The organism is Streptomyces sp. NPDC093252 (assembly GCF_040683675.1).
Lineage (GTDB): Bacteria > Actinomycetota > Actinomycetes > Streptomycetales > Streptomycetaceae > Streptomyces.
In genome coordinates, this window is the sequence record NZ_JBFBEM010000003.1 from 45,620 (window position 1) to 71,593 (window position 25,974).

At 71.6% G+C, this 25,974-nt stretch carries 26 protein-coding genes; 9 read left to right on the top strand and 17 right to left on the bottom strand.

What is annotated here, in order from left to right; genetic code table 11:
- Nucleotides 1–12: 12 nt before the first annotated feature.
- Genes AB0O01_RS06130 through AB0O01_RS06140 form a run of 3 tightly spaced genes read right to left on the bottom strand, consistent with a single transcriptional unit; the run spans nucleotide 13 to nucleotide 3,036 of the window.
- On the bottom strand, nucleotides 13–1,341 hold the full coding sequence (locus tag AB0O01_RS06130) for a dipeptidase (protein ID WP_365311299.1): 1,329 nt from the start codon (nucleotides 1,339–1,341) through the stop codon (nucleotides 13–15).
- Between the two features lie 7 nt (nucleotides 1,342–1,348).
- Nucleotides 1,349–1,900: a 5-(carboxyamino)imidazole ribonucleotide mutase gene (purE, locus tag AB0O01_RS06135; protein ID WP_365311300.1), complete on the bottom strand. Its 552-nt coding sequence runs from the start codon at nucleotides 1,898–1,900 to the stop codon at nucleotides 1,349–1,351.
- On the bottom strand, nucleotides 1,897–3,036 hold the full coding sequence (locus tag AB0O01_RS06140) for a 5-(carboxyamino)imidazole ribonucleotide synthase (RefSeq protein WP_365311301.1): 1,140 nt from the start codon (nucleotides 3,034–3,036) through the stop codon (nucleotides 1,897–1,899). Before AB0O01_RS06140 ends, purE begins: the two co-directional genes overlap by 4 nt.
- 176 nt (nucleotides 3,037–3,212) lie before the next feature.
- On the opposite strand from AB0O01_RS06140, the gene AB0O01_RS06145 reads away from it, so the two are divergent.
- Entirely contained in the window at nucleotides 3,213–3,806 is a 594-nt protein-coding gene (locus AB0O01_RS06145) for a GtrA family protein (protein ID WP_365311302.1), read from the top strand.
- Nucleotides 3,807–3,885: 79 nt separating this feature from the next.
- Here the strand turns inward: AB0O01_RS06145 and AB0O01_RS06150 are convergent, their stop codons facing one another.
- Both AB0O01_RS06150 and AB0O01_RS06155 read right to left on the bottom strand, forming a co-directional pair.
- The gene (locus AB0O01_RS06150; protein WP_365311303.1) at nucleotides 3,886–5,157 is read right to left on the bottom strand and encodes an ATP-binding protein; all 1,272 of its coding nucleotides are present in this window, start codon (nucleotides 5,155–5,157) and stop codon (nucleotides 3,886–3,888) included.
- 12 nt (nucleotides 5,158–5,169) lie between these two features.
- On the bottom strand, nucleotides 5,170–5,847 hold the full coding sequence (locus AB0O01_RS06155; protein ID WP_355739402.1) for a response regulator transcription factor: 678 nt from the start codon (nucleotides 5,845–5,847) through the stop codon (nucleotides 5,170–5,172).
- Between the two features lie 496 nt (nucleotides 5,848–6,343).
- Here AB0O01_RS06155 and AB0O01_RS06160 point away from each other — a divergent pair, with 496 nt between their 5' ends.
- On the top strand, nucleotides 6,344–7,837 hold the full coding sequence (locus AB0O01_RS06160) for an oligopeptide:H+ symporter (RefSeq protein ID WP_365311304.1): 1,494 nt from the start codon (nucleotides 6,344–6,346) through the stop codon (nucleotides 7,835–7,837).
- Nucleotides 7,838–7,887: 50 nt separating this feature from the next.
- Here the strand turns inward: AB0O01_RS06160 and AB0O01_RS06165 are convergent, their stop codons facing one another.
- Nucleotides 7,888–9,276 carry a hypothetical protein gene (locus tag AB0O01_RS06165; protein ID WP_365311305.1) on the bottom strand — a complete coding sequence of 463 codons (1,389 nt, stop codon included), beginning with the start codon at nucleotides 9,274–9,276 and terminating at the stop codon, nucleotides 7,888–7,890.
- Between the two features lie 266 nt (nucleotides 9,277–9,542).
- Between AB0O01_RS06165 and AB0O01_RS06170 the strand changes: the two genes are divergently transcribed.
- From AB0O01_RS06170 to AB0O01_RS06180, 3 genes are read left to right on the top strand one after another with little or no spacing between them, the layout of a single operon-like run.
- Nucleotides 9,543–9,752: a hypothetical protein gene (locus AB0O01_RS06170; RefSeq protein ID WP_365311306.1), complete on the top strand. Its 210-nt coding sequence runs from the start codon at nucleotides 9,543–9,545 to the stop codon at nucleotides 9,750–9,752.
- Nucleotides 9,736–10,266, top strand: a complete 531-nt coding sequence (locus AB0O01_RS06175; RefSeq protein ID WP_365311307.1) for a DUF6879 family protein — start codon at nucleotides 9,736–9,738, stop codon at nucleotides 10,264–10,266. Before AB0O01_RS06170 ends, AB0O01_RS06175 begins: the two co-directional genes overlap by 17 nt.
- Before the next feature lie 25 nt (nucleotides 10,267–10,291).
- Nucleotides 10,292–10,627 carry a helix-turn-helix transcriptional regulator gene (locus AB0O01_RS06180; RefSeq protein WP_365311762.1) on the top strand — a complete coding sequence of 112 codons (336 nt, stop codon included), beginning with the start codon at nucleotides 10,292–10,294 and terminating at the stop codon, nucleotides 10,625–10,627.
- On the opposite strand, the gene AB0O01_RS06185 is transcribed toward AB0O01_RS06180, so the two are convergent.
- The 4 genes from AB0O01_RS06185 to AB0O01_RS06200 form a co-directional block, all read right to left on the bottom strand.
- Nucleotides 10,605–10,985, bottom strand: coding sequence for a peptidase inhibitor family I36 protein (locus tag AB0O01_RS06185; protein ID WP_365311308.1), 381 nt, complete (start codon nucleotides 10,983–10,985; stop codon nucleotides 10,605–10,607). The two genes, AB0O01_RS06180 and AB0O01_RS06185, sit on opposite strands and share 23 nt — an antisense overlap.
- A 254-nt stretch (nucleotides 10,986–11,239) precedes the next feature.
- Entirely contained in the window at nucleotides 11,240–11,629 is a 390-nt protein-coding gene (locus AB0O01_RS06190; RefSeq protein ID WP_365311309.1) for a peptidase inhibitor family I36 protein, read from the bottom strand.
- 453 nt (nucleotides 11,630–12,082) lie between these two features.
- Nucleotides 12,083–12,271 (bottom strand): DUF397 domain-containing protein, encoded by a 189-nt coding sequence (locus AB0O01_RS06195; RefSeq protein ID WP_365311310.1) that lies wholly within the window; start codon nucleotides 12,269–12,271, stop codon nucleotides 12,083–12,085.
- A complete protein-coding gene (locus AB0O01_RS06200; protein ID WP_365311311.1) occupies nucleotides 12,253–13,095 on the bottom strand; it encodes a helix-turn-helix transcriptional regulator in 843 nt (280 codons plus the stop codon). The genes AB0O01_RS06195 and AB0O01_RS06200 overlap by 19 nt, the downstream gene beginning before the upstream one ends.
- 343 nt (nucleotides 13,096–13,438) lie before the next feature.
- Here AB0O01_RS06200 and AB0O01_RS06205 point away from each other — a divergent pair, with 343 nt between their 5' ends.
- Nucleotides 13,439–13,594, top strand: coding sequence for a hypothetical protein (locus AB0O01_RS06205; RefSeq protein ID WP_365311312.1), 156 nt, complete (start codon nucleotides 13,439–13,441; stop codon nucleotides 13,592–13,594).
- 85 nt (nucleotides 13,595–13,679) lie between these two features.
- Here the strand turns inward: AB0O01_RS06205 and AB0O01_RS06210 are convergent, their stop codons facing one another.
- From AB0O01_RS06210 to AB0O01_RS06220, 3 genes are all read right to left on the bottom strand, one after another.
- Entirely contained in the window at nucleotides 13,680–13,844 is a 165-nt protein-coding gene (locus tag AB0O01_RS06210; protein ID WP_365311313.1) for a hypothetical protein, read from the bottom strand.
- Nucleotides 13,845–13,947: 103 nt separating this feature from the next.
- On the bottom strand, nucleotides 13,948–14,571 hold the full coding sequence (locus tag AB0O01_RS06215) for an ATP-binding protein (RefSeq protein ID WP_365311314.1): 624 nt from the start codon (nucleotides 14,569–14,571) through the stop codon (nucleotides 13,948–13,950).
- A gap of 135 nt (nucleotides 14,572–14,706) precedes the next feature.
- On the bottom strand, nucleotides 14,707–15,084 hold the full coding sequence (locus AB0O01_RS06220) for an STAS domain-containing protein (RefSeq protein WP_365311315.1): 378 nt from the start codon (nucleotides 15,082–15,084) through the stop codon (nucleotides 14,707–14,709).
- 318 nt (nucleotides 15,085–15,402) lie between these two features.
- On the opposite strand from AB0O01_RS06220, the gene AB0O01_RS06225 reads away from it, so the two are divergent.
- Together AB0O01_RS06225 and AB0O01_RS06230 are read left to right on the top strand one after the other, a co-directional pair.
- On the top strand, nucleotides 15,403–16,368 hold the full coding sequence (locus AB0O01_RS06225; RefSeq protein WP_365311316.1) for an RNA polymerase sigma factor SigF: 966 nt from the start codon (nucleotides 15,403–15,405) through the stop codon (nucleotides 16,366–16,368).
- A gap of 274 nt (nucleotides 16,369–16,642) precedes the next feature.
- A complete protein-coding gene (locus AB0O01_RS06230; protein WP_365311317.1) occupies nucleotides 16,643–18,382 on the top strand; it encodes an RICIN domain-containing protein in 1,740 nt (579 codons plus the stop codon).
- Nucleotides 18,383–18,403: 21 nt separating this feature from the next.
- Here AB0O01_RS06230 and hutI read toward each other — a convergent pair whose 3' ends face one another.
- The 4 genes from hutI to hutU all read right to left on the bottom strand — a co-directional run bounded on the left by hutI (nucleotide 18,404) and on the right by hutU (nucleotide 24,106).
- On the bottom strand, nucleotides 18,404–19,585 hold the full coding sequence (gene hutI / locus AB0O01_RS06235) for an imidazolonepropionase (protein ID WP_365311318.1): 1,182 nt from the start codon (nucleotides 19,583–19,585) through the stop codon (nucleotides 18,404–18,406).
- Nucleotides 19,582–20,982 carry a formimidoylglutamate deiminase gene (locus tag AB0O01_RS06240; RefSeq protein ID WP_365311763.1) on the bottom strand — a complete coding sequence of 467 codons (1,401 nt, stop codon included), beginning with the start codon at nucleotides 20,980–20,982 and terminating at the stop codon, nucleotides 19,582–19,584. The genes hutI and AB0O01_RS06240 overlap by 4 nt, the downstream gene beginning before the upstream one ends.
- A gap of 77 nt (nucleotides 20,983–21,059) precedes the next feature.
- On the bottom strand, nucleotides 21,060–22,289 hold the full coding sequence (locus AB0O01_RS06245) for an allantoate amidohydrolase (RefSeq protein ID WP_365311764.1): 1,230 nt from the start codon (nucleotides 22,287–22,289) through the stop codon (nucleotides 21,060–21,062).
- Nucleotides 22,290–22,375: 86 nt separating this feature from the next.
- On the bottom strand, nucleotides 22,376–24,106 hold the full coding sequence (gene hutU / locus AB0O01_RS06250; RefSeq protein ID WP_365311319.1) for a urocanate hydratase: 1,731 nt from the start codon (nucleotides 24,104–24,106) through the stop codon (nucleotides 22,376–22,378).
- Between the two features lie 331 nt (nucleotides 24,107–24,437).
- Here hutU and AB0O01_RS06255 point away from each other — a divergent pair, with 331 nt between their 5' ends.
- The gene (locus AB0O01_RS06255; protein ID WP_365311765.1) at nucleotides 24,438–25,811 is read left to right on the top strand and encodes a diaminopimelate decarboxylase; all 1,374 of its coding nucleotides are present in this window, start codon (nucleotides 24,438–24,440) and stop codon (nucleotides 25,809–25,811) included.
- The last annotated feature ends 163 nt before the right edge of the window (nucleotides 25,812–25,974 follow it).

Below are 25,974 nucleotides of genomic sequence, written 5' to 3' on the forward strand. Positions count from 1 at the left end.
GCGCCTGTTCGATCACCGGCGCACGGAGCCGCCGGGTACTCCTGGTGGAGGGGCCGCCGGGGTGTCGAGGGCGGCGAGGGTGGCGTTCGAGGGGCCGCGCCTGCCCTGGAGGTCGCGGGCCACGTCCTCGGCGGCGCCGAGCACCCGTACCGCGTTGTGCCAGGTGAGCTTGGCCAGGTCGGGGCGGGACCAGCCACGGTCGAGGAGTTCGGCGATCAGCCGGGGGTAGCCGGAGACATCGGTGAGGCCGTCGGGGAGGAAGACGGTGCCGTCGTAGTCGCCGCCGATGCCGAGGTGGTCGATGCCGGTGACCTCGCGCATATGGTCGAGGTGGTCGGCGACCGTGGCGACGGTGGCGACCGGGCGGGGGTGGGCGGCCTCGAAGTCCCGCTGGACCCGGCGGCCCTCGGCGGTGCCGTCGAGGGGGTGCAGGCCGTGGGCGCGCATGTTGTCGTCGGCGGCGGCGGTCCAGTCGACGGCGGCCTGGAGGACGAACTTGGGGACGAAGGTCACCATCGCCATCCCGCCGTTGGCCGGGAGGCGTTCGAGGACGTCGTCGGGGATGTTGCGGGGGTGGTCGCAGACCGCGCGGGACGAGGAGTGGGAGAAGATCACCGGCGCCTCGGAGGTGTCCAGGGCGTCCCGCATGGTCGTCGCCGCGACATGGGAGAGGTCGACCAGCATGCCGGTGCGGTTCATCTCCCGGACGACCTCGTGCCCGAAGGGGGACAGTCCGCCGACGCCGGGGGCGTCGGTGGCGGAGTCGGCCCAGGGGACATTGTCGTTGTGGGTGAGGGTCAGGTACCGCACGCCCAGGTCGTACAGGCCGCGCAGGGTGGCCAGGGAGCAGCCGATGGAGTGGCCGCCCTCGGCGCCCATCAGGGACGCGATGCGGCCCTCGCGCCGGGCGGACTCCATGTCGGCGGCGGTACGGGCGGGGGCGAGGTCCTCGGGGTAGCGGGCGAGCAACTGCCGTACGCAGTCGATCTGCTCCAGCGTCGCGGGGACCGGGTCGGGCTGGTCGGCACGGACGTACACCGACCAGTACTGGGCGCCGACGCCGCCCTCGCGCAGGCGCGGGAGGTCGGTGTGCAGGTGGGCCGACTGGTCGGTGGCGATGTCCCGGGCGTCGAGGTCGTAGCGGACCTGTTCGCGCAGGGCCCAGGGCAGGTCGTTGTGGCCGTCCACGACGGGGAACTCGCGCAGCAGGGCGCGGGCTTCGAGGAGGGCACCCTGGGGGGCGGGGGTCGCGGGGGTCGCGGGGGTCGCGGGGGTGCTGGCAGTCGCAGGGGTGCCGGGGGTCGGGGAGGTCGGAGAAGTCGGGGACGTCGGAGAGGTCATGTTCTGGTCACTTCCCGAAGCCGAAGCCGCTCGATCCCTCGGTCTTGGCCCGCAGCCGCTTGCCCTTCTCGGTGGCCTGGTCGTTCAGCTCCTGCTGGAAGTCCCGCATCCGGCCGAGGAGTTCCTCGTCGTGCGCGGCGAGGATGCGGGCGGCGAGCAGCCCGGCGTTGCGCGCGCCCGCCACCGACACCGTGGCCACCGGCACACCGGCCGGCATCTGCACGATGGAGAGCAGCGAGTCCATGCCGTCCAGGTACTTCAGCGGCACCGGGACGCCGATCACCGGCAGCGGGGTGACCGAGGCGAGCATGCCCGGCAGATGGGCGGCGCCCCCGGCCCCGGCGACGATGACCTTCAGACCCCGGTCGGCGGCCCGCTCGCCGTAGGTGATCATCTCGCGGGGCATCCGGTGGGCGGAGACGACATCGACCTCGTAGGCGATCTCGAACTCGGCCAGCGCCTGAGCGGCGGCCTCCATGACGGGCCAGTCGGAGTCCGATCCCATGACGATGCCGACGACGGGGCCGACGACGGGGCCTGCGGCGGGGCTGGGGCTCATTCGGTGATCGTGCCTCTCAGATAGGCGGCTGCGTGGCGGGCGCGCTCCAGGGCGTCCGCGAGGTCGTCGCCGTAGGTGTTGACATGGCCGACCTTGCGGCCGGGCTTCACGTCCTTGCCGTACATGTGGATCTTCAGCCGGGGGTCGCGGGCCATGCAGTGCAGATACGCGGAGTACATGTCGGGGTAGTCGCCGCCGAGGACGTTCACCATGACCGTCCAGGGGGCGCGGGGGCGCGGGTCGCCCAGCGGCAGGTCCAGCACCGCCCGGACATGGTTGGCGAACTGGGAGGTGATCGCGCCGTCCTGGGTCCAGTGGCCGGAGTTGTGCGGGCGCATGGCCAGTTCGTTGACCAGGATCCGGCCGTCGCGGGTCTCGAACAGCTCGACCGCGAGATGGCCGACCACACCGAGTTCCTTGGCGATCCGCAGGGCCATCTCCTCGGCGGCGAGGGCCCGCTCCTCGGGCAGCTCGGGCGCGGGCGCGATCACCGTGTCGCAGACGCCGTCGACCTGCCGGGACTCCACCACCGGGTAGGCCACGGCCTGGCCGTGCGGGGAGCGGACGACGTTGGCGGCCAGCTCGCGGACGAAGTCGACCTTCTCCTCGGCGAGCACCGGGACGCCCGCGCGAAACGGTTCGGCGGCCTCCTCGGCGCTCTCGACGACCCAGACGCCCTTGCCGTCGTAGCCGCCGCGCACGGTCTTCAGGACCACCGGGAAGCCGTCGCCCTCGGCGGCGAAGCGGAGCACGTCCTGCGGGTCGGCCACGATCCGGTTCCGGGGGCACGGGACACCGATCTCGGCGAGTCTGGCGCGCATCACCCCCTTGTCCTGGGCGTGCACCAGGGCGTCCGGGCCGGGCCGTACCGGGATCCCGTCCGCTTCGAGGGCGCGCAGATGCTCGGTGGGGACGTGTTCGTGATCGAAGGTGATCACGTCGCAGCCCCGCGCGAAGGCCCGCAGCGTGTCCAGATCGCGGTGGTCGCCGATGACGACCTCGCTCACGACCTGCGCCGCCGAGTCCTGGGGGGTGTCACTGAGGAGCTTGAACCTGATGCCGAGCGGGATGCCTGCCTCGTGGGTCATACGAGCGAGCTGGCCACCGCCGACCATGCCGACTACCGGGAACGTCACACCCCTAGGGTATCGGCCACCCGGATCGCCCGTGTCCGCCCCATGTCGCCCCGATGTCATCGGCCGGCCCCCGGGTTTCTTTCCGAACCTGTGAGCTGGTCCGGGGGCGATCACGGAAGGGGGCTGGTTAGCATGGCCGGGTTGACGTCGCCGACCGGACGGGAGTCCTCTCCCCCATGGCACAAGGTTCCTCGGGCTCCCCCGTCGCACACGGCTCCTCAGGGTTCCGTGGTACGCCCCCCGGCGGGTGGCGCTCGCGCGTGCGGCGGCTCGGCCGGGAGGTCGCCAAGTTCGGCGCGGTGGGCGGGGCCGGGCTGCTGGTCAATCTCGCGGTGTTCAACCTGGTCAGGGCGGTGACCGACCTCCAGGTGGTGCGGGCCAGTGTGATCGCCACGATCGTGGCCATCGTCTTCAACTACATCGGCTTCCGCTACTTCGCCTACCGCGACCGGGACAAGAACCGCCGCACCCGGGAGATGAGCCTGTTCCTGCTGTTCAGCGCGGTGGGGCTGGTGATCGAGAACGGGGTGCTGTACCTGGCGACCTACGGGCTGGGCTGGGACACCCCGATGCAGAACAACGTCTTCAAGTTCCTCGGCATCGGCATCGCCACGCTGTTCCGGTTCTGGTCGTACCGGACGTGGGTGTTCCGGGCGCTGCCGGGTCCCCGGGGGGCGGTGGCGGGCGAGCCGGGCGACGCATCGTTCCTGGACGGTCACCGGTCGTCGGGCGGGGTACGGCAGCGGCAGCGGGCGCGCGCCCGGGTGTGACCTGCGGTCGCCGGGCGGGGTACCAGGGCGTGTCGTCACACTCCCGCCTGCCCCGCGACGCCATGCACGCACTCTCGCCCTAGCGGACCGTCCGCTTCTCGTCCTCCGACGCCCGCTGGACCGCCGTCCGTGACAGGAACAGGCCGAAGATCGGGGGCTGGGTCTGGAGCATCTCCAGGCGTCCGCCGTCGGCCTCGGCGAGGTCGCGGGCGACGGCGAGGCCGATGCCGGTGGAGTTGCGTCCGCTGATCGCGCGCTCGAAGATCCGTGCCCCGAGGTCGGCGGGGACGCCGGGCCCCTCGTCGGTGACCTCGATGACGGCCTGGTTGCCGGTGACGCGGGTGCGCAGGGCGACGGTGCCGCCGCCGTGCATCAGGGAGTTCTCGATCAGCGCGGCCAGTACCTGGGCGACGGCGCCGGGGGTGCCGACCGCCTTGAGGTGCCGTTTGCCGGAGCTGACGATGGCCCGGCCCGCCTGCCGGTAGGCGGGCCGCCACTCGGCGAGCTGCTGCTGGATGACCTCGTCGAGGTCGAAGGAGACGGCGGAGCCGGTGCGGGGGTCGCGGGAGTTGGTCAGCAGCCGCTCCACCACGTCCGTCAGCCGCTCGACCTGGGTGATGGCGATGGTGGCCTCCTCCTTCACCGTCTCCGGGTCGTCGGTGAGGGTGATCTCCTCCAGCCGCATGGACAGCGCGGTCAGCGGGGTGCGGAGCTGGTGGGAGGCGTCGGCGGCGAGCCGTCGCTCGGCGGTGAGCATCCGCCCGATCCGCTCGGCGGAGGAGTCCAGCACATCGGCGACCCGGTCCAGCTCGGGGACGCCGTAGCGCTTGTGGCGGGGGCGGGGGTCGCCGGAGCCGAGGCGTTCGGCGGTCTCGGCGAGGTCGGTGAGCGGGGAGGCCAGCCGGTTGGCCTGCCGTACGGCGAGCAGGACGGCGGCGATGACCGCGAGCAGGGCGACGAGGCCGATGATCAGCAGCGTCCGGCCGACCTCGCGGGTGATGGCGGAGCGCGGCTCCTGGAAGGTGACGGTCTCGCCCTCCTCGCCGCGGGCGGTGTGCTCGATGACCTGGCCGGAGGGCTGCTCGCCGATCTCGATGGGCGGCCGGTCGGGCAGCCGGACGACGGCGTACTGGTCCCGGCCGACCTGGTCGCTCAGGACGGCGGCGGAGATCTCCTCGTGCCCGAGGATGCGGCTGTCCACGATGCTGGCCAGGCGCAGCGACTCGGACTCGACGCGCTCCCGGGCGCTCTCGGTGATCGTCCGGGTCTCGACGATGACCAGTGACACCCCGAAGACGGCGATGACGACGAGGACGACGGCGAGCGTGGACTGGATGAGTCGGCGGCGCATGCGCGGAGCGGCTCAGCTCTTCTCGAACCGGAAGCCGACGCCCCGCACGGTGGCGATGTACCGGGGGTTCGCGGCGTCGTCGCCGAGCTTCTTGCGCAGCCAGGAGATGTGCATGTCCAGTGTCTTGGTCGACGACCACCAGGTGGTGTCCCAGACCTCGCGCATCAACTGGTCGCGGGTGACGACCCGTCCGGCGTCCCGGACCAGCACCCGCAGCAGGTCGAACTCCTTCGCGGTGAGCTGGAGCTCCTCCTCGCCCATCCAGGCCCGGTGCGACTCGACGTCGATCCGCACCCCGTGGGTCGCGGGCGGCTGCTGGGGCTCGGCGGCACCGCGCCGCAGCAGGGCCCGGACGCGGGCGAGCAGCTCGGCGAGGCGGAAGGGCTTGGTGACGTAGTCGTCGGCGCCGGCGTCCAGGCCGACGACGGTGTCGACCTCGTCGGCACGGGCGGTGAGGATCAGGATGGGCACGGTGTGGCCTTCGGCACGCAGTCGGCGGGCCACCTCCAGACCGTCCATGCCGGGCAGGCCGAGGTCGAGCACGACCAGATCGACGCCGCCCTGCATGCCCGCGTCGAGTGCGGTGGGTCCGTCCTCCCGCACCTCGACCTCGTATCCCTCCCGGCGCAGGGCGCGGGCCAGGGGCTCCGAAATGGAGGAGTCGTCCTCGGCGAGCAGTACACGGGTCATGTGGTGATGGTAGTCCCGCAGGCCACGACACCGAGGTGAGATCGCCTGGACGGATTCTTACCGGCGCACATGGCGGACATTTCGGCCGGGCGGCTCGCACAGAACCGGAATGGCTGCTTACGCTTCCGTCACACTCTGTTCCGTCACAGCCTGTGATCCCTGTCTCAAGTCCTTCCATATCAGGCAGTGCCCTGCCTTATGGTGATGGAACGCCTGTAGCACCGACAGGGACCTTCGTGTCGTCATTTGACACCGAAGGTCTCTTTTGCGTGCGGGCCGGGGTTCCCCTCCGGCCTTGAAAGGAATGACCTGTGGCCGGGCCTCGCAGCGCATCGACGCGCGTAGAGGCGTGGATCCCGGTGGCCGTCGTCCACCGTCCCGTGATCCGGGGCGGACACCCCGTGGGCGTGGGGTGGACGAACCGGCCGGCCGGTGCCGGCTCCCCCACCGGGCGCGCTCCGCTCCACCCGCGCGTCCCGACAGCAAGGAACGACCCATGGCGTCCAGCCTGACGAAGGACTCGGCCCTCCCGGGCACCCCCGGATCCGAGAAGTCCTTCTTCGGCCACCCCCGCGGCCTGGCCACCCTCTTCATGACCGAGATGTGGGAGCGTTTCTCCTACTACGGCATGAGGGCTCTGCTCCCCCTCTACCTGGTCGCCCCCGCCGGGCTCGGCCTGGACGCCGGTACGGCGATCGCCATCTACTCCGTCTATGTCTCGACGGTGTACCTGCTGGCGATGCCGGGCGGCTGGTTCGGCGACCGGGTCTGGGGCCCGCGCAGGACGGTCGCCATCGCGGGCTCGGTCATCATGGCCGGCCATCTGGTCCTGGCGCTCCCCTCCGCCGGGACGTTCTACTTCGGCCTCCTCCTGGTGGCCATAGGCTCGGGGCTCCTGAAGTCCAACATCTCCACCATGGTGGGCCACCTCTACGACGGCCCGAACGACCCGCGCCGCGACGGCGGCTTCACGGTCTTCTACATGGGCATCAACCTGGGCGCGTTCGCCGCGCCGCTGGTGATCGGCACCGTCGGCCAGAAGGTCAACTGGCACCTCGGCTTCGCGCTGGCCGCGCTCGGCATGGCGCTGGGCCTGGCCCAGTTCCTGCTGGGCAGCCGCCACCTCGCCGCCAAGTCGAGCATCGTCCCCAAGCCGCTCGACGTGGCCGAGCGCAACGCGACGCTCCGCAAGTCGATGATCTGGCTGCTGATCGCGGTCGTCTTCTACGCGATCGTCGTCGGCACCGGCACGTACACCCTGAACTGGGTGATGGTCCCGCTGATGGTGATCGGTCTGGTCGTGCCGATCATGGTGCTGGCCCGGATCAAGCGCGACAAGGAACTGACCCGCACCGAGCAGTCCAAGGTCTCCGGGTACATCTGGTTCTTCGTGGCCGCGGCGATCTTCTGGATGATCTACGACCAGGGCGGCTCGACGCTGGCCCTGTTCGCCCAGAAGAGCGTCGACACCCAGGTCTTCGGCTGGGAGTTCCCGGTCTCCTGGTTCCAGTCCGTGAACCCGGTCCTGGTGATGGCCCTCGCCCCGGTCTTCGCCACGGTGTGGCTGTCCCTGAACCGCGGCGGGCGCGAGCCCAGCACGATCGCCAAGTTCTCCGGCGGTCTGGTGATGGTCGGCATCTCCTTCTTCGTCTTCCTGCTCCCCCTGACGGCGGCGGGCGACGGGGCGGTGTCCCCCTGGTGGATCGTCCTGATCTACTTCTGCCAGACCACGGGTGAGCTGATGCTGTCCCCGGTCGGCCTCTCCGTCACGACGAAGATGGCCCCGGCCAAGTACGCCTCCCAGATGATGGGCGTCTGGTTCCTGGCGGTCACCGCGGGCGACGCGGTCACCGGCCTGCTCTCCACCTACGGCGTCGACCTCAACAAGACGGGGGTCGTGGCGGCGGAGGCGGCGCTCGCGGTGGCGGCGGGGGTCGGGGTGTTCATGTACCGGCGGAAGGTGAAGGAACTGATGGGGGACGTGCGCTGACCTGCCGGTGAGACCGGGGACGCCCCCGGTCTCACCGGCCCCTCCCCCTGCTACTTCCGCTTCGAGTTCTTGCCCGAGTGGTGCTTCTGGCGGTCGTGGTGGGAGGTCTTCTTGCGGTCGGGGTCGGTCTTGGTCAGATAGGACTGGCAGTAGTCCTTGGCCTTGGTGGTGGGGTAGGTGGCCCACTGGTTCTCGGTGGCGTCGAAGGTGTAGAGCCCGAGCATGCCGGTGCGGCTGTTGCCGTAGGCGAACACGGTCCGGTCCAGGGGATCGGGAACGGCGCCGACGAAATCGTGCCGCTGGCCGTCGCTGGTGACGATCCGGCTGAAGTCCGGGGTGTAGTGCAGCGCGTTCTGCGAGTCGTACTCCATGCCGTCGTTGAGGTGGGTGTTGGGCAGGCCCTGCTCGGGCAGCCAGTTGGCGGGGTTGAGGGCCTCGTTCATCTGCGCGCTCAGGGCGGATTCGTACGATCCCGAGCTGTCGGACGCCTTCCCCTTGAACTGGCCCGAGCCGTCGGAGTCCGAGGCGGTGCTGTGGGTCGGCTCGGTGGTGACGTACGGGGAGTCGTCCGTGGTGGACTCCAGGACACCGCCGCCCCGCACCGGCTCCTGGACGGGGCCCTGGTAGCGCAGGGGCTCATCCGGGTAGAGCGACAGCTTCCAGTACCGGTCGGCGCCGAGTTCCTCGCCCGCCGGGGCCTGGGCCTGGGCCGGGGCCGGGGCCTGGGCCGCCGAGGAACTCTCGGCGTGCGACTCCCCAACCTGATACGCCCCCGTTTGATACGCCCCCGCACCCACGGAGTCGGAGTCACCGTCGGAGTGCGAGGTGTGGGTGTCGGCGTCGTAGCCCTGGTCGGTCTCGGCGGGGGCGGAGTGGTGCATCGGCACGGCACTGGCGTTCCCGTACCCCGACCGGGCGACATGGTCCTTGAACCGGCCCGGCACCACGGCGAACTCCTCGTGCACCGAGCCCTTCTCCCGGTCGTAGGACAGGACGGCGGTCTTGACCTCGGCGGCGGGGAAGTAGCGGGCGACATCGTCGGTGAGTTCCTGGGCCGTGTCCGCGCAACTGTTGCAGGGCCGCCGGCTGGTGACGAGGTCGATGGCGATCCGGTAGGGCTGCACCTTCCCGATGAGCGCCCGGATGTCCCGCAGCGCGTCATCGGCGGACGCCTTCTCGGAGTCCTTCTTCGCCTCGTTGTGCTCGGGGGCGGTGCCCGGCCGGCTGTAGTGCGAGTCCGCGGTGGCGGTCAGACCGCTGCGGCGGATCGGGGTCGAGCGCTCGATCAGCTTGCGCTTCTTGCCGTCCTTGAGGGTCACATGGATCAGGATCATGGAACGGCTGTCCCCCCGGCGGCTCTTGGGCGCGTTCTTGTGCGCCTCCGCCATCAGCCGGGCAGCTCCCTTCCGTGAGTCGCGGTACTCGTCCGTCCTGGGCATGGCGTCTCCTTCACGGGGCGGGCGCGCGCACGCGCAGCACCGGGGGTCCCGGAGCACCTTTACAACGGGGGGTGGGGTGGGGGTGGTTCAGGGTTGTGGGGGGGGTGTTGCTGGCGGGTGTTGTCGGGGGTGTTGTTGGGGGGCGTTTCGAGTTCGTCTACCCGATTACGCGCATATCGGCGAAGTGCCGTGGACCTGGTACCGGAGTCCGTCCTACCGTCCTCATGACCACAGGGAACGGCTCTGTGTCCCAGAGAGGGGGAACGATGGCGCGTGCGGAACTGACCCGCCTCACCGGCATCGTCGGCGGGCCCGACTGTGACGACGACGACTGCCCGAACGTCCACCGGACCGAGAGCGGTTCCATCGTCGTGCAGGGCAGTGTGTCCGACGCCTTCTCGCCACCCGTCGGCGAGGGACTGGTGGAGACTCCCGAGCACATTCTGAGGGAGGCCGTTCGTGCTCTTGGATGGTGACGACTGGCGCCGGTTCTTCGACGCCTTCGAGCAGGAGGCATGGCGGTTCGAGGCGCAGCCCACGTACACCATGCCCAGGGAACAGGAGAACGTGGCCCGCTTCCTGCGGGGTGACGAGAAGCCCGTCGGCCACAACGCCCGCTGGCACGACCGAGTGCGCGGATACGTCGGATCCGGCAAGCGCATCGGCCGGGTCCGCATCGTGCGTCGACCGCTCACCGACTACCAGCGGTATCAATTCGCCTGGGGCATCCCCGGAAACCTTGCGGCCGGGGAAGACATCCGGATCCTGGATGTGACGCGAGACGACTTCGGGTTGCCGCTCTCCGGCCGCGACTGGTGGCTGTTCGACAACTCCCGCATCGCCCACCTCGACTTCCGCCCGGACGGAACCCAGATCAACCGCTCGGCGCACACCGGCGATCCGGAGCCCTACCGGGAGTGGAAGCGGGTGGCACTGGAGCACGCCCTTCCCTTCGAGGAGTACGTGCGGGGCCTTGACGCTCGACCCTGACCAACTGGGCCGGTCGAAGGCCGACTTGGCGGAGAGGCTCCGCGGTCTGCGCAGGGACGCCGGGCGCACTCAGGTCTGGCTCGCCCAGCGCGCCACCATGTCGCAGACCAAGTTGAGCAATATCGAAACCGGACGCGTCACCCCGGGCCCGGTCGATGTCGAGCTGATCCTCAGGGCCCTCGACACGCCCCCGTGCGGTGGCGCTCCGCTCGGCTGGGCCGTGTCGTGCGGGCGGTGCCGGTCGCGCGGCGCTGTGCGGCTGGCAGAAGGGGCCGCCCTGGGGAGGGCGGCCCCTTCTGCGCGCCTGTCCGCGGTGCGGGGATCGGGTGGTGGCGGGGTCAGCAGCGGCGCATCGAGCTGATCTTGTCGTTGATCCACGAGGGGACGTAGGCCCACCGCGCCCAGGGGGCGACTCTGAACTCCAGTCCCCCGTAGTCGGGGTGCTCGTAGAAGCAGAGGGTCGACGACGAGTTGTTCACGAGGGAGGACGTGACGTCGTGGGCAACGGTGAAGTTGCCGTCGATCGGGAGGTAGTCCCACATCACGCGGGTGTTCTCGTAGTTGCCGTCGTACCAGAGACAGAGCTGGTACCCGTTGCACACATTGGGGTCGCCGGCGGCGGCGGGAGTGGCGGTCACGAGACCGGCGGTGGCGGCGAGGGCGGTGGCCCCGACGAACAGGGCGGCCGTGCGCTTGGCCTTGCGGAGGGTTGCGATCATGCGCGGGAATCTAGCCAGGCAGGGGGGATTCGGCCGGGGGCGGAGACGCCGATTCCCGGACGACCGGGGTATACGCCTGAAGGTGCAGAGTTGCGTGAAGGTGGTGTGATGCGCCGGTGGTGATGCGGGTGGGTGGCGGTCGGGCCGGGGGCGGCCGAGCCGGGCAGCCGCAGCCGTCCGGCCTGTGGAGACGTACGGAAGGGGCCGTCCCGGTGTGACCGGGGCGACCCCATCGGCTGTCCGCCGGGCAGCGATCAGCAGGCGCGGAAGGAACTGATCTTGTCGTTCATCCACGAGGGGATGGTGGCCCAGGACTCGTTGGGGCCGATCCTGAACTGGAGCCCGCCCATGTTGGGGTGCTCGTAGAAGCAGAAGCTGTAGGGCGACTCGTTGACGAGGGACGAGACCTGGTCGTGGTAGCCGTTGGGCAGGCTGGTGATGTAGGTGCCCGAGCCCACCCAGTAGGGCAGGGTCCACCCGCCGTAGTTGTTGTGCTGGCTGAAACACAGGCTGGTCTGGCCCATGCAGGTGGCCGCCGCGGCGGGTGTGGCGGTGGCCAGCACGCCGCCGGTCGAGGCGAGCGTGAGGGCGAGGGCGCCCGCGAACAGCGAGGTCCGACGCTTTAAGCGCGAGATCGAAGTCATGCAGAGGACGCTAGGGAGTGCACGACATCCCCAGAATGCCTACTTTCCGGTACTTCCCGTTTGCCAGGAGTATGCGTTCGTTCGGGCAGACCGTATGAAAACGGCTGTATGGGGGCGAGGTGTTGTGGCGGTGCGGGGGTGTCAGTAGCGCCCGGTACCTTGCGTTCCGTCCACACCGCACGTGGGGGACGGACGGCCACATCGGCCAGGACGCCGGGCAGTTTGCGCAGTACGGCGGACAGTTCCGCGCGGTGGCGGTGACCGTTCAGGGCTGCGAGCGCGCGGGGTAGGTCTTCGGGGTGCGGTGGGGGTGGGCCGGGGGTCTCGAAGCGGCGGATTGTGTGGGAGAGGGCGGCGGTTGCACCGGGTTCCGGGACGATCCTGGTCACGCTCATGCCTCCGGGGTGCCGGTCGCCCCGCCAGGTCCGGGGGGCAGGGGCGACCGGCGGGGGACTATACGGACGCCGTGAACGCCGCCCATGCGGCTTCGCCGAATATGAGGGCGCCGCCCTCCGGGCATTTGGAGTCACGGACGGGGATGTGGGCGGGGAAGTCGTCGGAGACCTCGACGCAGGCGCCGCCGTCCCCGTTGCTGTAATTGCTCTTGCGCCACGTGCAACTGGTCAGGTCGATGGATCGCACGGCACTTCCTCCAGGATCTGCCGGATGTATTTCTGCGACTCGGCGGGAGACAACGCCAGGTCGCGCATCGAATCGTACCCGCGCTGCAATCGCTCAACTGAAGCGTGGTCTTCGACCAGTTGACCACGGTGGGCGTTCTCCGTGTAGGCCACGGTCCGTCCCTCGACCAACCGTAGAAACATGATGTCCGTGCTGACCAATGCATGCAGCCCCGCGTCCTGCGGAAGCACTTGGAGCGTGATGTTCGGACGCGCCATCGTCCCCTCCAGGACTGTGAGCTGCTCCCGCCAGGCTGCCTTGTCTCTGAGTTCCGTGCGCAGCACCGACTCGGCGATGATGATTCGGAAGTGTGGGGATTCCTCCTCCATCAGCAGTTCGCGGCGGCTGAGTCGCGCTTGGATCTGCTGCTCCAGTTCCTCTCCCTTGAGACCGTTCGCGACCATCAGCTCGCGCGCATAGACATCCGTCTGCAACAGTCCATGCACGACGCTCACGGAGAACTGCCACAGACTCACAGCTACCGACTCGTACTGCATGTACGTGCGGTACTGCTCCTTGAACTGCGTCTTGTCTTCGAGCGCCAGCTCCCACAGCGTCACCAGCAGTGGCGCCGTCCCATAGTGCTGATCCAGCGCCTCCACCACTTCCGGGCCGCCCAGCGTGTGCCCGTTCTCCATCTTGCCGAAGAGCGTCGAATCCCAGCCGAGTACCTCTTCCAGTTGCCGGAGGGTCTCGCCGCTCCGGGCCCGCTGTGCCTTTAACTCCTCCGCGAACCGTTGCCTCGGCTCTCGGCTGAGACCGGTGATGACTCGCCTCGCGGGCATCGCGCCTCCTTGCGGAATTTGCGGAATTTGCGATTCACGCAGCGAAGACCGCCCTCACCTGGGGTTTTTCGCAGCGCAAACGCGAGATGCTCAGCAGCATCCCGGCAACGCAAAGTAGCGCAACGATCGCGATGCGTACGGGAGAACGATCCAAGACCATCCATTCGAGGAGCCCAGCCATGCCCACCCCCCTGTCCGCTCCCAGGCCCACCCCCCATCGCCCCCAACTCCCCTGGCGCACCCGGCATTACCGTGCCGAGCGTTGGACGCCGCCCGGTGGCTGGGCTCGGCCCACCCCTGCTGTGCTGCGGGCTATCGAGGCCGCGCTGCTCGGGCGGCTCGGGTGACCCTCGTCCCGCCGGTTCCCGTGGACGGCTGCACGCTCTGTACCGAGCTGGCCGCCCGGCAGCGCAGGGCCCGTGCGGCGGGCAATCAGAGCGCGCTGGTCGACGTCAATGTCCTGCTGCGGCGGCACCTCCGGCGGGGGCACCCGGCGTGAGGCCGCGCGTGCCGCACGACGACGCCTTCTGGAGCAGCGTTCTGACGGTGTGCAGCCTCATCGCCCTGATGCTGGCGATCTGGCGTCACGGATGACGGCGGCCTCGGAGTGCGGTGCCGTGTCCGGCGTGAACCATGGCGGCCTCGTCGAGGGGGCGGGCGCCAGCCGGGTCCACGCCGGGCGCGGCAGCCGCAGCGCGTGACGACCAGCGGGCCCGCTCCACCACCGCCATGCCCGGCACGGTGGTCATCACGGCTCCCTGTTCTGACGGTTCATCAGATGGGCCGTCAAGGTACGGCCGATGCCGTGCGGAGGGAAGAGAGACCTCGTGGTGAGTTGGGGGGCGTGGGGGGCTACGCCGGGGCGCTCAGTTCTGCCCAGACCGTTTTGCCCGCCACGCCCGGTGTCCGGACGACCCCCCAGTCCAGGCAGAGGCGCTGGACGATGAACATGCCGTGCCCTCCGGGGCGGCCCGCGCGGTGCGGGGTGCGCGGGGACGGCTGGCCCGCGCCCCGGTCGGAGACCTCGATCCGGATCACCTTGCGGTCGCAGGTGAGCCACATCTCGTCCGGGCCCTCGGCGTGCAGACAGGCGTTGGTGACCAGTTCGGAGACGACGAGCAGGACATCCTCGGCGGCGGCCCGGCGGTCGGCGGTGTCGGCGGGCAGCCAGCCCCAGGCGTGCAGCGCCTGCCGGGCGAAGTCGCGGGCCATCGGGACTATGCCGACCTGGCCCTCGAAGGTCAGGCGACGCATCTGACGTCCGGGGGCGGCGGAGACACCGGGGGCACTGGGGGCGCTGGGGCTACTGGACGCGCCGGGGACACCGGGGGTACCGGGGGCACCGGACGCGCCGGGGGCGGACATTCCGGACACCCCAGAGGCTCCGGAGACGTCCGGGGCTCCGGGCACCCCGGGTGCGCCGGAAGCGCCGGTGGGCTCAGGGGAGCCCGGCGGGTAGGGCCGGGTGGTGCTCATCAGCGCTTCACCTCACCGATTCACCAGTTCATGATTCAAGCGTCATTGTCGGTGGTACCGGCGGTTTTCTCATCGTGTCGAACATCCCACCGGTGCCACGATCTCTTCTGCCCGACGATTCGGGAGGAACACCCCTCAGGTGGACTCGTCGGCGAGAGCCGCTTCCACCGAGTCGTGCAGGGTGAAGACCGCCTCCACACCCGTGATCTCGAACACCCTCGCGACCACCGGTTGCATCGCCGCCAGATGGACCCCGCCCCCGGCGGCCTCGGCCTTCAGCCGGGCGCCGAGCAGCACATTGAGGCCCGTCGAGTCGCAGAAGTCCAGCCGGGCGCAGTCGACGACCAGCCGGGCCAGTCCCTGGGCGAGGCACTCCTCCAGCGGCTCGCGCAGCAGATCGGCCGTGTGGTGATCCAGCTCACCCGCCGGAGTCACCACGGCGCTCACCCCCTGCTGCCGCACTTCCACCAGAAGCCGGCCCGACTGTGCGCTGCCGAGCATCCCGTGGTCCATGCCGTCTCTCTCCAGGGTGTTGATGGCCGCCGACCCGTCCGCCCGCCTGTCGGCGGACCCTGTGCACGCCGCGCCGAAAACGGCGGACGACGCCCTCGAACCCTACGCCCTCACTCCCCTCCGCGACACCCGAACAACCTCACATACTTGGACATTTGCCACACAAAGCCACTTGCAGTGGGCACGGACGAGCGGGTAGGGCTAGTAGGGACACGTACCCGACACGGACGGCCTCGGAGGCGCCGCACACCGCACCGCACGTACCGGCTTCGGCGGCCCCGCGCCGCCGACGGATGCCGAGAACGATGGAGGACACCCATGTCACCCCGGCTCGACGGATCGCAGCCCCTGACGGCGACGTCGACGCATGACACCGACACCTGCACCAGCACCAGCACCAGCACCAGCACTGGTACTCGCACCGGCACCGGCACCGGCACCGGCACCGACGCTTCGAGTGGCGTCTCTGCGGGCGACCCCCTGGCCGGGATCCCGGAGATCCCCCCTTTCGCGGAGATCGGGCCGGTCGACGCGCGGGCCCTGTCCAGGACCCTCTTCGAGCGGCTGGCCTCCCTTGAGGAAGGCACCCACGCCCACGCCTACGTCCGCAACACGCTGGTCGAACTGAACCTCGCCCTGGTCAAGTTCGCCGCCTCCCGCTTCCGCTCCCGCAGCGAGCCGATGGAGGACATCGTCCAGGTCGGCACCATCGGCCTGATCAAGGCGATCGACCGGTTCGAGCTGTCCCGGGGCGTGGAGTTCCCCACCTTCGCGATGCCGACCATCATCGGCGAGATCAAGCGCTTCTTCCGCGACACCTCCTGGTCGGTGCGGGTACCGCGACGGCTCCAGGAACTCCGGCTCGACCTGGCCAGGGCCGGTGACGAACTGGCCCAGCGGCTGGACCGCGCGCCCACCGCCGGTGAACTCGCCGAGCATCTCGGCATCTCCACCGACGAGGTGGTGGAGGGCATGGCCGCCGCCAACGCCTACACCGCCTCCTCGCTGGACGCCCAGCCGGAGGACGACGACCCCGAGGGCGCGCTCGCCGACCGGATCGGCTACGAGGACCACGGCATCGAGGGCATCGAGTACGTGGAGTCGCTGAAGCCGCTCATCGCCGCACTGCCCGCCAGGGACCGGCAGATCCTCGCCCTGCGGTTCGTGGCCAATATGACCCAGTCCGAGATCGGCGACGAACTCGGCATCTCCCAGATGCATGTCTCACGGCTGCTGTCCCGCACCCTGCGGCGACTGCGGCGGGGGCTCACGGTGGAGGACTGACCACCCCCCCTCCAGCCGTAGGAACCCCACAAAGACTTCGCACCCGGCGCCCGGCGGCGCCGGGTGCGGCATGTGCGCGGCGCGCCACTCCCGGGACCGGGCATGGGAGCGGGCCCATGGGGCCTTGACCTATTACCGCCGGTAGCCCCTTTTCCCGCAGGCCCCGCTGGACCACTATGGTCACCCTCCAAACTGGCCGGTACGTCAGCAGCGCGGCTCGACGCGCCACCCGCCCCGGCCGTGCTCCAGCGGGGGAACGCGAGGAGGCTGGTGAATGGCTCGGCCCGAGGGGACCGGCGACGACGGCTCGACGCATCCGGAAGGGGTGTACTCCGGCGCGTCCGACGTCCGGCTGACCGAACTGCTGCGCGGCCCCACCGCCGTCGCCTACCCGGCGCTCCAGGAACTGCGCGCCCGCCACCGCGAGTCGGTCCTCGGCTACGCCCGGCTGTGCACGACCGGCGACTCGGCGGCCCGTCAGCTCGCCGCCCAGGCGTTCACCCTGGCCGCCCGCGAGTCCGCCCGGGGCAGCGACCCCGCCGCCCCCTGGCGCCATCAACTCCTGCTGCTGGCCGGGCGGGTGGCCCGCGACTGGGCCGACGGCGACCGCTCCGCCGCGCTGGACGCGGGTCTGCTGCTGGTGCTGAACACCGGCGCCCGGGACGGTCCCGTACCGCCCCTGCTCGCCGCGTACCGGACGCTTCCGGACCGGACCCGGGGGCTGATCTGGTACGGGCCGGTGGAGGGCGAGAGCCCGGAGCGGACCGCCCGACTCCTCGGCATCAGCCGCGCGGACGTGGCCTACGGCACCGAACCGGCGCTCACCGCCCTCGGCCGCGCCCTGCTCCGCGCCCGGCTCACCGCCTCCGACGACCCCGACTGCCAGGACTTCCGGCGGCTGATCGAGGAGTCCGTACGGCCGGACTCGCCCCGGCACAGCCCGGATCTGGTCGCCCATATGACCCACTGCCCCTTCTGCTCCGGCGCCTACGAGGAACTGACCGCGCTGCGCGACACCCCGCGCACCGCGCTGGCGGAGGGGCTGCTGCCCTGGGCGGGCGCCGCGTACGCCGCCCGGCCGCGGGGCGGTGAGCCGGGGGGTGCGGGGGCGGAGGAGGAGGAGGGGAGGCGGCGGGGCTGGTTCTTCTCGTCGTGGTCGTCGTGGTCGTCGGGGTCGTCGGAGTTGTCGCGGGCGTCGGGGGCGTCGGGGCCATTGGGGTCATCGGGGGCGTCGGGGGCGTCGGGGGCGTCGCGATCCTCCCGGTCTTCCGGGGCTTTCCGGTCCTCGCGGTCTTCCCGGTCCTCGCGGCGGGTCGCGGGTGTCTCGGCGGGGCTGGTGGTGGGGCTGATCGCGCTGCTGTCCATGCTGTCGCCGGACGATCCGGTGCCGCCCGCGCAGGCCGCCAACCCGGTGACGGTGGCACCTCCGCCACCGCCCCCGGTGACCGTGACGGCCACCACCACCATCACGGCCACCGCCGCGGAGTCGGCGGCCTCCACGCCGACACCCACACCGACGTTGACCTCCGCACCCCGGCGGCCCTCGTCCTCGTCCTCGTCCTCGCCCTCGTCCTCACCCTCGTCCACTCCCGTGTCCCCGCCGGGCGCCTCGTACGCGCAGGTGGTGAACGAGGCGTCGGGGCGGTGTCTGGAGGTGCGGGACGGGCGGTTCGAGAAGGGGGTGGACGTGGTGACCGCGCCCTGTTCGTCGGCGGCGGTCCAGCGGTGGCGGGTGGACGCCGGGCGCGGGGTGGTGCAGTCGGCGGCCGATCCGGAGTACTGCCTCGACAGCCGGGGCGAGCCGGGGCGCGGGGTCGGCATCTGGACCTGCTCGTCGGTGGCGGGGTCCAACGGGCTGAATCTGCGGTTCACGGTCGACGGGTCGGGGCTGATCCGGCCCGCCATCGCCCCGGACACGGCGGTGACGGCGGAGGGCGGGGAGGGGGTCGTCCTCCGGTCGGTGGCGGGGGCGGACGGGGACGCGGGGCAGCGGTGGCGGGCGGGGCGGGATTGAGCGGGGAGGGGTGGGGGCGGGTCAGTTGGGGGTGACGGGGGTGCCTCGGCGCCAGACCCGGGAGACCAGGGGGACGCCGGGGCGGTAGGCGAGATGGACATGGCTGGGGGCGTCCAGGAGGGCGAGGTCAGCGTACGCGCCCGGGGTCAGCCGGCCGATGTCGGTGCGGCGCAGGGCCGCGGCGCCGCCCGCGGTGGCCGACCAGAGGGCCTCGTCCGGGGTCATCCGCATGTCCCGTACGGCGAGGGCGATGCAGAACGGGACGGAGGAGGTGAAGGAGGAGCCGGGGTTGCAGTCGGTGGACAGGGCGACGGTGGCGCCCGCGTCCAGGAGGCGGCGGGCGTCCGGCCACGCGGCGCGGGTGGAGAACTCGGCGCCGGGGAGCAGGGTGGCGACCGTGTCGCCCTGGGCGAGGGCGTCGATGTCGGCGTCGGTGAGGTGGGTGCAGTGGTCGGCGCTGGCGGCGCCGAGTTCCACGGCGAGCTGGACGCCGGGGCCGTGGGAGAGCTGGTTGGCGTGGACCCGGGGGGTCAGGCCCTTCGCCTTGCCCGCGGTGAGGATCGCGCGGGCTTGGTCGCCGTCGAAGGCGCCCCGCTCGCAGAAGACATCGACCCAGCGGGCGTACGGGGCGCAGGCGTCCAGCATCTCGCCGGTGACCAGGGCGACATAGGCGGCCGGGTCGTCGGCGTGGTCCGGGGGGACGATGTGGGCGCCGAGGTAGGTGACCTCGTCGGTGTGGGCGGCGGCGATGCGCAGGGCGCGGGCCTCGTCCTCGACCGTCAGGCCGTAGCCGGACTTGGTCTCGAAGGTGGTGGTGCCCTGGCGGAGGGCTTCGGACAGGTATCGGGTGAGGTTGCGCTCCAGTTCCCCGTCGGTCGCGGCCCGGGTCGCGGCGACCGTGGTGCGGATGCCCCCGGCGGTGTAGGGGCGGCCGGACATCCGGGCGTTGAACTCCTGGGTGCGGTCGCCCGCGAAGAGGAGGTGGGAGTGGGAGTCGACGAAGCCGGGGATCACGGCCCGGCCTGCGGCGTCGAGGTGATTGTCAGTGGCGGGTGCTTTGCTTGATTCACCGGTCCAGACGATCCGGTCGCCCTCGATGGCGACGGCCGCGTCCTGGATCAGACCGAGCGGGGAGTTGTCGCCGAGGGAGGGGTCGTTGGTGACCAGCGTGGCGATGTTGGTGATGACGGTGCTGCTGCTCATCGTGTTCTGGGCTCCTCTGTGTGCCCCGGGGTCACTGGGTTTCCGGTATTCCCTGGGGTCCCCGGGCTCTCGTGAGGGTCGCGGAGGGCTGCCACGGCTCGGGTCAGCGCGGCGGCGGGGTCGGGGATCCGGGTGTGCGCCCCGTCGCGCACGAGGTGGCGTCCGGCCACGATCGTGTGCCGTACGTCCGCCGCGGTCGCCGCGAAGACGGCCGTCTCGGCGCCGAGTCCGGGCGGTGGCCCCGCTGTTCTGACGGTGTCGAGGGCGAGGGTGGTGAGGTCGGCGGGCGCGCCGGGCGCGATGGTCCCGGCCCGGTCCCAGCCGAGCGCGGCATGGCCGTCGGCGGTGGCGGCGCGCAGCAGCGCGGCGGCGGTCCAGTGGCCCCGGGTGCGGGTGCGCAGCCGCTCGTTCAGCTCCATCGCGCGGGCCTCTTCGAGCAGATCGATGACGGCGTGGCTGTCGGAGCCGAGGGAGAGCGGTGAACCGGCGCGCTGGAGGGCGGCGGCGGGGCCGATGCCGTCGGCGAGGTCGCGTTCGGTGGTGGGGCACATACAGGTGCCGGTCCGCGAGTCGCCGATCAGCCGGATGTCGGCGTCGGTGAGGTGGGTGTGGTGGACGCCGGTGGTGCGGGGGCCGAGGACACCGTGGTCGGCGAGGAGCCGGGCGGGGGTGCGGCCGTGGGCGGCGAGACAGGCGTCGTTCTCGGCGGTCTGCTCGGACAGATGCACATGCAGCGGGGCCCGCCGCCGCTCCGCCCAGTCGGCGACGGTGCGCAGGTGCTCTGCGGGCACGGCCCGCACCGAGTGCACGGCGGCCCCGATCCGTACGTGATCCCGTTCCTTGAGAAGTGAAGAGCGTTCGGCCCAGGCGTCGGCGGTGCCGTCGGAGAAGCGGAGCTGATGGGCGGTGGGCGGCTCGCCGAAACCGGCAGCGAGATAGCAGGTGTCGAGGAGGGTGATCCGGATCCCGGCGTCGGCGGCGGCCTCGATCAGGGCCTCGCCCATGGCGTTGGGGTCGCTGTAGCGGGCACCACCGGGGGCGTGGTGGACGTAGTGGAACTCGCCGACCGCGGTGATCCCGGCGAGCGCCATCTCGGCGTACACCGCGCGGGCGAGGGCGTGATAGGTGTCCGGGGTCAGCCGGTCGGCGACCGCGTACATCACCTCGCGCCAGGTCCAGAAGGTGCCGGAGCCGACCTGGACGGTGGCGCGCAGGGCGCGGTGGAAGGCGTGCGAGTGGGCGTTGGCGAGGCCGGGGAGGGTGAGGCCGCGCAGCACCTCGGCGCCGGGGGGCGGGGCGGTGACGCCGGGGGTGACGGTGCGGAGGGTGCCGTCGGCGGGGGTGACGGTGACGAGGACGCCGGGCTCGACCCGGGTGCCGAGCCAGGCGTGCTCCAGCCAGTAGGCGGGGCCGGGGACGGGGGTTGGGCCAGCGTCGGTTCCGTCGGTGCCGGCGTCGCTGCCGGTGTCGCTGCTCACGGGTGGATCAGCCCTTCCAGGACATCGGCGAGGGCGAGGACGCCGGTCACGCAGTCGTCCTCGGTGGCGTACTCGGCCGGGGAGTGGGAGACGCCGGTCGGATTGCGCACGAACAGCATGGCGGTGGGCAGGACGGCGGAGAGGATCCCGGCGTCGTGTCCGGCGCCGGTGCCGAGGACGGGGACGGTGAGGCCGGTGTCCCCGGTGTGCCCGGTGTGCCCGGTGTCCCGGCCCAGGATCCGCCCGATCCGGTCCCGCAGGGCGTGGTCGAACTCCACGACGGGCGTGAAGGACTCCCGTACGACGTCGAGGTCCACTCCATGGGCGTCGGCGTGGGCGCGGGCGGCCTTCTCGACGGCGGCGACGACGGCGTCCAGGTCCCGCTGGTCGGGGGCGCGGGAGTCCAGCCAGCCACGGACCAGGGAGGGGATGGCGTTGACGCCGTTGGGTTCGACGGCGACCTTGCCGAAGGTGGCGACGGCTCGGGCGGATCCGGCCTCGCGGCGGGCGGCGAGGACGGTCTCCGCGTAGGGCAGCATCGGGTCGCGGCGGTCGGTGAGCCGGGTGGTCCCGGCGTGGTTGGCCTCGCCCCGGAAGTCGAACCGCCAGCGTCCGTGCGGCCAGATGGCACCGGCGACACCGACCGCGTCCCCGCTGAGGTCCAGCGCGCGGCCCTGCTCGACGTGGAGTTCGACGAACGCGCCGATCCGGGCGAGCCGGTCGGGGTCGGCGCCGATCGCGTCCGGGTCGTATCCGGCGGCCTCCATCGCGCGGGGCAGGGTGATGCCGTCGCCGTCGGTGAGGCGGTGCGCCCGGTCGCGGGTGAGCTGTCCGGAGCTGAGCCGGGAGCCGACGCAGGCGAGCCCGAAGCGGGCGCCCTCCTCGTCGCCGAAGTTGACGATGCCGAGGGGGCGGGTGAAGGCGGTGCCCCGGCGCCGGAGTTCGTCCAGCGCGGCGAAGGCGGAGACGACACCGAGGGGGCCGTCGAAGGCGCCGCCGTCGGGTACGGAGTCGAGGTGGGAGCCGGTGACGACGGCGTCCCCTCGGGCGGGGTCGCCGAGCCAGGCCCACTGGTTGCCGTTCCGGTCGATCTCGTGGGTGAGCCCGCGGGTCTCGGCCTGGGCGGTGAACCAGGCCCGGCACTCGGCGTCGGCCGGGGTCCAGGCGTAGCGGCGGTAGCCGCGGGTGGTGGGGTGGCGGCCGAGGGGGTGGAGGTCGTTCCACATCTGGTGGAAGGAGGGGGGTGGGGGTGGGGGTGTCGCCGGGGGTGAGTGTGGGGGCGGGGTGTCGCGGGGGGCGGGGTGGTGCTGGGTCACTGGGACTCGCCTTCGCTGCGGGACTCGCCTTGGGCCTCTTGGGCCCCCCGTGCCCCCTGGGTCTCTTGGGCCTCGCCCTCGCGCATGGGGACCCGTACCCCCCGCTCGCCCGCCACCGACTCCGCGATGTCGTAGCCCGCGTCGACATGGCGGATCACGCCCATGCCGGGGTCGTTGGTGAGGACGCGGCGGATCTTCTCGCCGGCCAGGGGGGTGCCGTCGGCGACGGTGACCTGCCCGGCGTGGATCGAGCGGCCCATGCCGACGCCGCCGCCGTGGTGGAGGGAGACCCAGGAGGCGCCGGAGGCGACGTTCACCATGGCGTTGAGCAGGGGCCAGTCGGCGATCGCGTCGGAGCCGTCGAGCATGGCCTCGGTCTCCCGGTAGGGGGAGGCGACCGAGCCGCAGTCGAGATGGTCGCGGCCGATGACCAGCGGGGCGGCGAGTTCGCCGCTGGCGACCATGTCGTTGAAGCGCTCCCCGGCGCGGTCGCGTTCGCCGTAGCCGAGCCAGCAGATACGGGCGGGCAGGCCCTGGAAGTGGACGCGTTCCCCGGCGAGCCGGATCCAGCGGGCGAGGGACTCGTTCTCGGGGAACAGTTCCAGGATCGCCTTGTCGGTCTTGGCGATGTCGGACGCCTCGCCCGAGAGGGCGGCCCAGCGGAAGGGGCCCTTGCCCTCGCAGAACAGGGGGCGGATGTAGGCGGGGACGAAGCCGGGGAAGGCGAACGCCCGTGCGTACCCGGCGAGTTGGGCCTCGCCGCGGATGGAGTTGCCGTAGTCGAAGACCTCGGCGCCGGCGTCCTGGAAGCCGACCATGGCCTCGACGTGCCGGGCCATGGACTCCCTGGCCCGGGTGGTGAACCCGGCCGGGTCCTTCGCCGCGGCGGCGGCCATCTCCTCGAAGGGGAGGCCGAGGGGGAGGTAGGCGAGGGGGTCGTGGGCGGAGGTCTGGTCGGTGACGATGTCGATGGGGGCGCCCAGGGCGAGCAGCTCGGGGACCAGTTCCGCGGCGTTGCCGAGGACGCCGATGGAGAGCGGGCGGCGGGCGTCGCGGGCCTCGACGGCGAGCCGGAGGGCGTGGTCGAGGTCGTCGGCGCGGACGTCCAGGTAGCGGTGTTCGATACGGCGCTCGATGGCGCGGGGGTCGCAGTCGATACAGAGGGCGACGCCGTCGTTCATGGTGACGGCGAGGGGCTGGGCGCCGCCCATGCCGCCGAGTCCGGCGGTGAGGGTGATGGTCCCGGCGAGGGTGGAGCCGAAGCGCTTGGCGGCGACGGCGGCGAAGGTCTCGTAGGTGCCCTGGAGGATGCCCTGGGTGCCGATGTAGATCCAGGAACCGGCGGTCATCTGGCCGTACATGGTGAGGCCGAGGGCCTCCAGGCGGCGGAACTCCTCCCAGGTGGCCCAGTCGCCGACGAGGTTGGAGTTGGCGAGCAGGACGCGCGGGGCCCACTCGTGGGTCTGCATCACGCCGACGGGGCGGCCGGACTGGACCAGCATGGTCTCGTCCTGCTTGAGGGTGCGCAGGGTGCGGACCATGGCGTCGAAGGAGCGCCAGTCGCGGGCGGCCTTGCCGGTGCCGCCGTAGACGACCAGTTTGTCGGGGTGCTCGGCGACCTCGGGGTCGAGGTTGTTCTGGAGCATCCGCAGGGCGGCCTCCTGCTGCCAGCCCAGGGCGCTCAGTTCCGTAGCGCGGGGGGCTCGGACGGGCCGGGGTCCTGACATGGTCTGCCTCCTGGCTGGTCGGGTCTGGCTGATCGGTCCGGCTGGTCGAACTGGCTGATCGGTCCCGGGACCGGGGTGGCGCGTCCATCCGGGTCGGCGTCTGTCGGGGCCGCCGTCCGACGCCTCCCCTTGCTGCGATTATTCACATCCTGAGGTGATGAATAGGGCTAGTCAAGGGTGGGGGCCCGGCGGGGCCGGGCGGCGGGCGTGTTTGGCTGGACGTATGGGTTCGTACAGCGAACGAAACAGGGCGGACGGAGCGAGGGCCGGGATGACGGATGGGACGGGGGCCGAGATGGTGGACGGGACGACCGGCGGTGTGGCGGACGGGATGGCGGGCGCCGGGGGCAGGGCGGTGCGGCGGGACGCGGCCGTGCGGGCGGCCGTGGAGCAGGGGCTGCTGGGTCCCGGCGCGCCCCTCGTCGGACTCCTTGACGTGGCCGGTATCCGGGAGTCGGCGGCGGCGCTGCGGGCGGCGTTCGCCGAGGTGACGGCGCCGGGCACGCCGGTGCTGCACGCCTTCGCGGTGAAGGCGGCCCCACTGGTCCCGGTGCTGCGGCTGCTGCACGCGGAGGGCATCGGGGCGGAGGTGGCGAGCCCGGGTGAGCTGGCGCTCGCGCGGGCGGCGGGCCTGCCGCCGGAGCACACGGTGCTGGACTCCCCGGCGAAGACCCCGGCCGAACTGCGCGAGGCGCTCGCGCTGGGCATCGCGGTGAACGCCGACAATCCGCAGGAGCTGGACCGGATCGACGCCCTGATGCGGTCGGCACCGAGCCGCTCACCGCTCGGCATCCGGGTGAACCCGCAGATCGGCGGCGGGTCGATCGGTTCGACCTCGACGGCGACGGCGACCTCGAAGTTCGGGGTGGCGCTGCGCGACGAGGGGGCTCGGGAGTGGGTGGTGCGGGCGTACGCGGAGCGGCCGTGGCTGTCCCGGCTGCACGCGCACACCGGGTCGCAGGGCATCCCGCTGGAGCTGCTGGCGCGCGGGGTGGCGGAGACGTACGCGCTGGCCGAGGAGATCAACGGGCGGCTCGGGCGGCGGCAGATCGACACCCTCGACATCGGCGGCGGGCTGCCGGTGAACTTCGGCTCGGACGAGGAGAGCCCGACCTACGCGGAGTACGCCCGGCTGCTGGCGCGGACGGTGCCGGGGCTGTTCGACGGGCGGTACGGGCTGGTGACGGAGTTCGGCCGGTCGCTGCTGGCCAAGCACGGCACGGTGGTGGCGCGAGTGGAGTACGCCAAGAGCGCGGGCGGGCGGCCGGTGGCGGTGACGCACGCGGGGGTGCAGGTGGCGACGCGGACGGTGTACGCGCCGGGGTCGTGGCCGCTGCGGATCGCCGCGTACGACGGGAAGGGGCGGCCGAAGTCCGGGCCCGGAGTGGTGCAGGACGTGGCGGGACCGGCCTGTTTCGCGGGCGACCTGCTCGCCGAGGGGCGGGAGCTGCCGCTGCTGGAGCAGGGCGACTACGCGGCGGCCCTGGACACGGGCGCGTACTACTTCGCCCACCACTACGGCTACAACTCGCTGGCCCGGCCGGGGGTGTACGGCTTCCTGACGGCGGACGGGATCGGCCTCCCGGGCTCCGGCGTCACCTTCGCGACGGTCCGCGCACCGCAGCGACTGGAGGAGATCGTCGCCGAGTCGGGCGGGGCGCACACGGAGGCACTGACCGCCCTGCGCCCGCCGGACGCCCCCTGACCTGCCACCGGGGAGGCCAACCGGCGTGAAACACACGTCAGTTGGTCGACACTAGTACCCCGGACGCATGTTCCACCGGAAAATGCCGGAACCCCCACTCCCCTTCCGCACTGTGCGTAGTTTCTACGTCACTCAGGCGCACATCAGGCGGGAGGGGAGACGG

Excerpts from the sequence above, each read along its gene's own strand:
- AB0O01_RS06130 (WP_365311299.1), bottom strand. The coding sequence starts at position 1,341 with ATGACCTCTCCGACGTCCCCGACTTCTCCGACCTCCCCGACCCCCGGC.
- purE (WP_365311300.1), bottom strand. The coding sequence starts at position 1,900 with ATGAGCCCCAGCCCCGCCGCAGGCCCCGTCGTCGGCCCCGTCGTCGGC.
- AB0O01_RS06145 (WP_365311302.1), top strand. The coding sequence starts at position 3,213 with ATGGCACAAGGTTCCTCGGGCTCCCCCGTCGCACACGGCTCCTCAGGG.
- AB0O01_RS06150 (WP_365311303.1), bottom strand. The coding sequence starts at position 5,157 with ATGCGCCGCCGACTCATCCAGTCCACGCTCGCCGTCGTCCTCGTCGTC.
- AB0O01_RS06155 (WP_355739402.1), bottom strand. The coding sequence starts at position 5,847 with ATGACCCGTGTACTGCTCGCCGAGGACGACTCCTCCATTTCGGAGCCC.
- AB0O01_RS06160 (WP_365311304.1), top strand. The coding sequence starts at position 6,344 with ATGGCGTCCAGCCTGACGAAGGACTCGGCCCTCCCGGGCACCCCCGGA.
- AB0O01_RS06165 (WP_365311305.1), bottom strand. The coding sequence starts at position 9,276 with ATGCCCAGGACGGACGAGTACCGCGACTCACGGAAGGGAGCTGCCCGG.
- AB0O01_RS06170 (WP_365311306.1), top strand. The coding sequence starts at position 9,543 with ATGGCGCGTGCGGAACTGACCCGCCTCACCGGCATCGTCGGCGGGCCC.
- AB0O01_RS06185 (WP_365311308.1), bottom strand. The coding sequence starts at position 10,985 with ATGATCGCAACCCTCCGCAAGGCCAAGCGCACGGCCGCCCTGTTCGTC.
- AB0O01_RS06190 (WP_365311309.1), bottom strand. The coding sequence starts at position 11,629 with ATGACTTCGATCTCGCGCTTAAAGCGTCGGACCTCGCTGTTCGCGGGC.
- AB0O01_RS06200 (WP_365311311.1), bottom strand. The coding sequence starts at position 13,095 with ATGCCCGCGAGGCGAGTCATCACCGGTCTCAGCCGAGAGCCGAGGCAA.
- AB0O01_RS06210 (WP_365311313.1), bottom strand. The coding sequence starts at position 13,844 with ATGACCACCGTGCCGGGCATGGCGGTGGTGGAGCGGGCCCGCTGGTCG.
- AB0O01_RS06215 (WP_365311314.1), bottom strand. The coding sequence starts at position 14,571 with ATGAGCACCACCCGGCCCTACCCGCCGGGCTCCCCTGAGCCCACCGGC.
- AB0O01_RS06220 (WP_365311315.1), bottom strand. The coding sequence starts at position 15,084 with ATGGACCACGGGATGCTCGGCAGCGCACAGTCGGGCCGGCTTCTGGTG.
- AB0O01_RS06225 (WP_365311316.1), top strand. The coding sequence starts at position 15,403 with ATGTCACCCCGGCTCGACGGATCGCAGCCCCTGACGGCGACGTCGACG.
- AB0O01_RS06230 (WP_365311317.1), top strand. The coding sequence starts at position 16,643 with ATGGCTCGGCCCGAGGGGACCGGCGACGACGGCTCGACGCATCCGGAA.
- hutI (WP_365311318.1), bottom strand. The coding sequence starts at position 19,585 with ATGAGCAGCAGCACCGTCATCACCAACATCGCCACGCTGGTCACCAAC.
- AB0O01_RS06245 (WP_365311764.1), bottom strand. The coding sequence starts at position 22,289 with ATGTGGAACGACCTCCACCCCCTCGGCCGCCACCCCACCACCCGCGGC.
- hutU (WP_365311319.1), bottom strand. The coding sequence starts at position 24,106 with ATGTCAGGACCCCGGCCCGTCCGAGCCCCCCGCGCTACGGAACTGAGC.
- AB0O01_RS06255 (WP_365311765.1), top strand. The coding sequence starts at position 24,438 with ATGGCGGGCGCCGGGGGCAGGGCGGTGCGGCGGGACGCGGCCGTGCGG.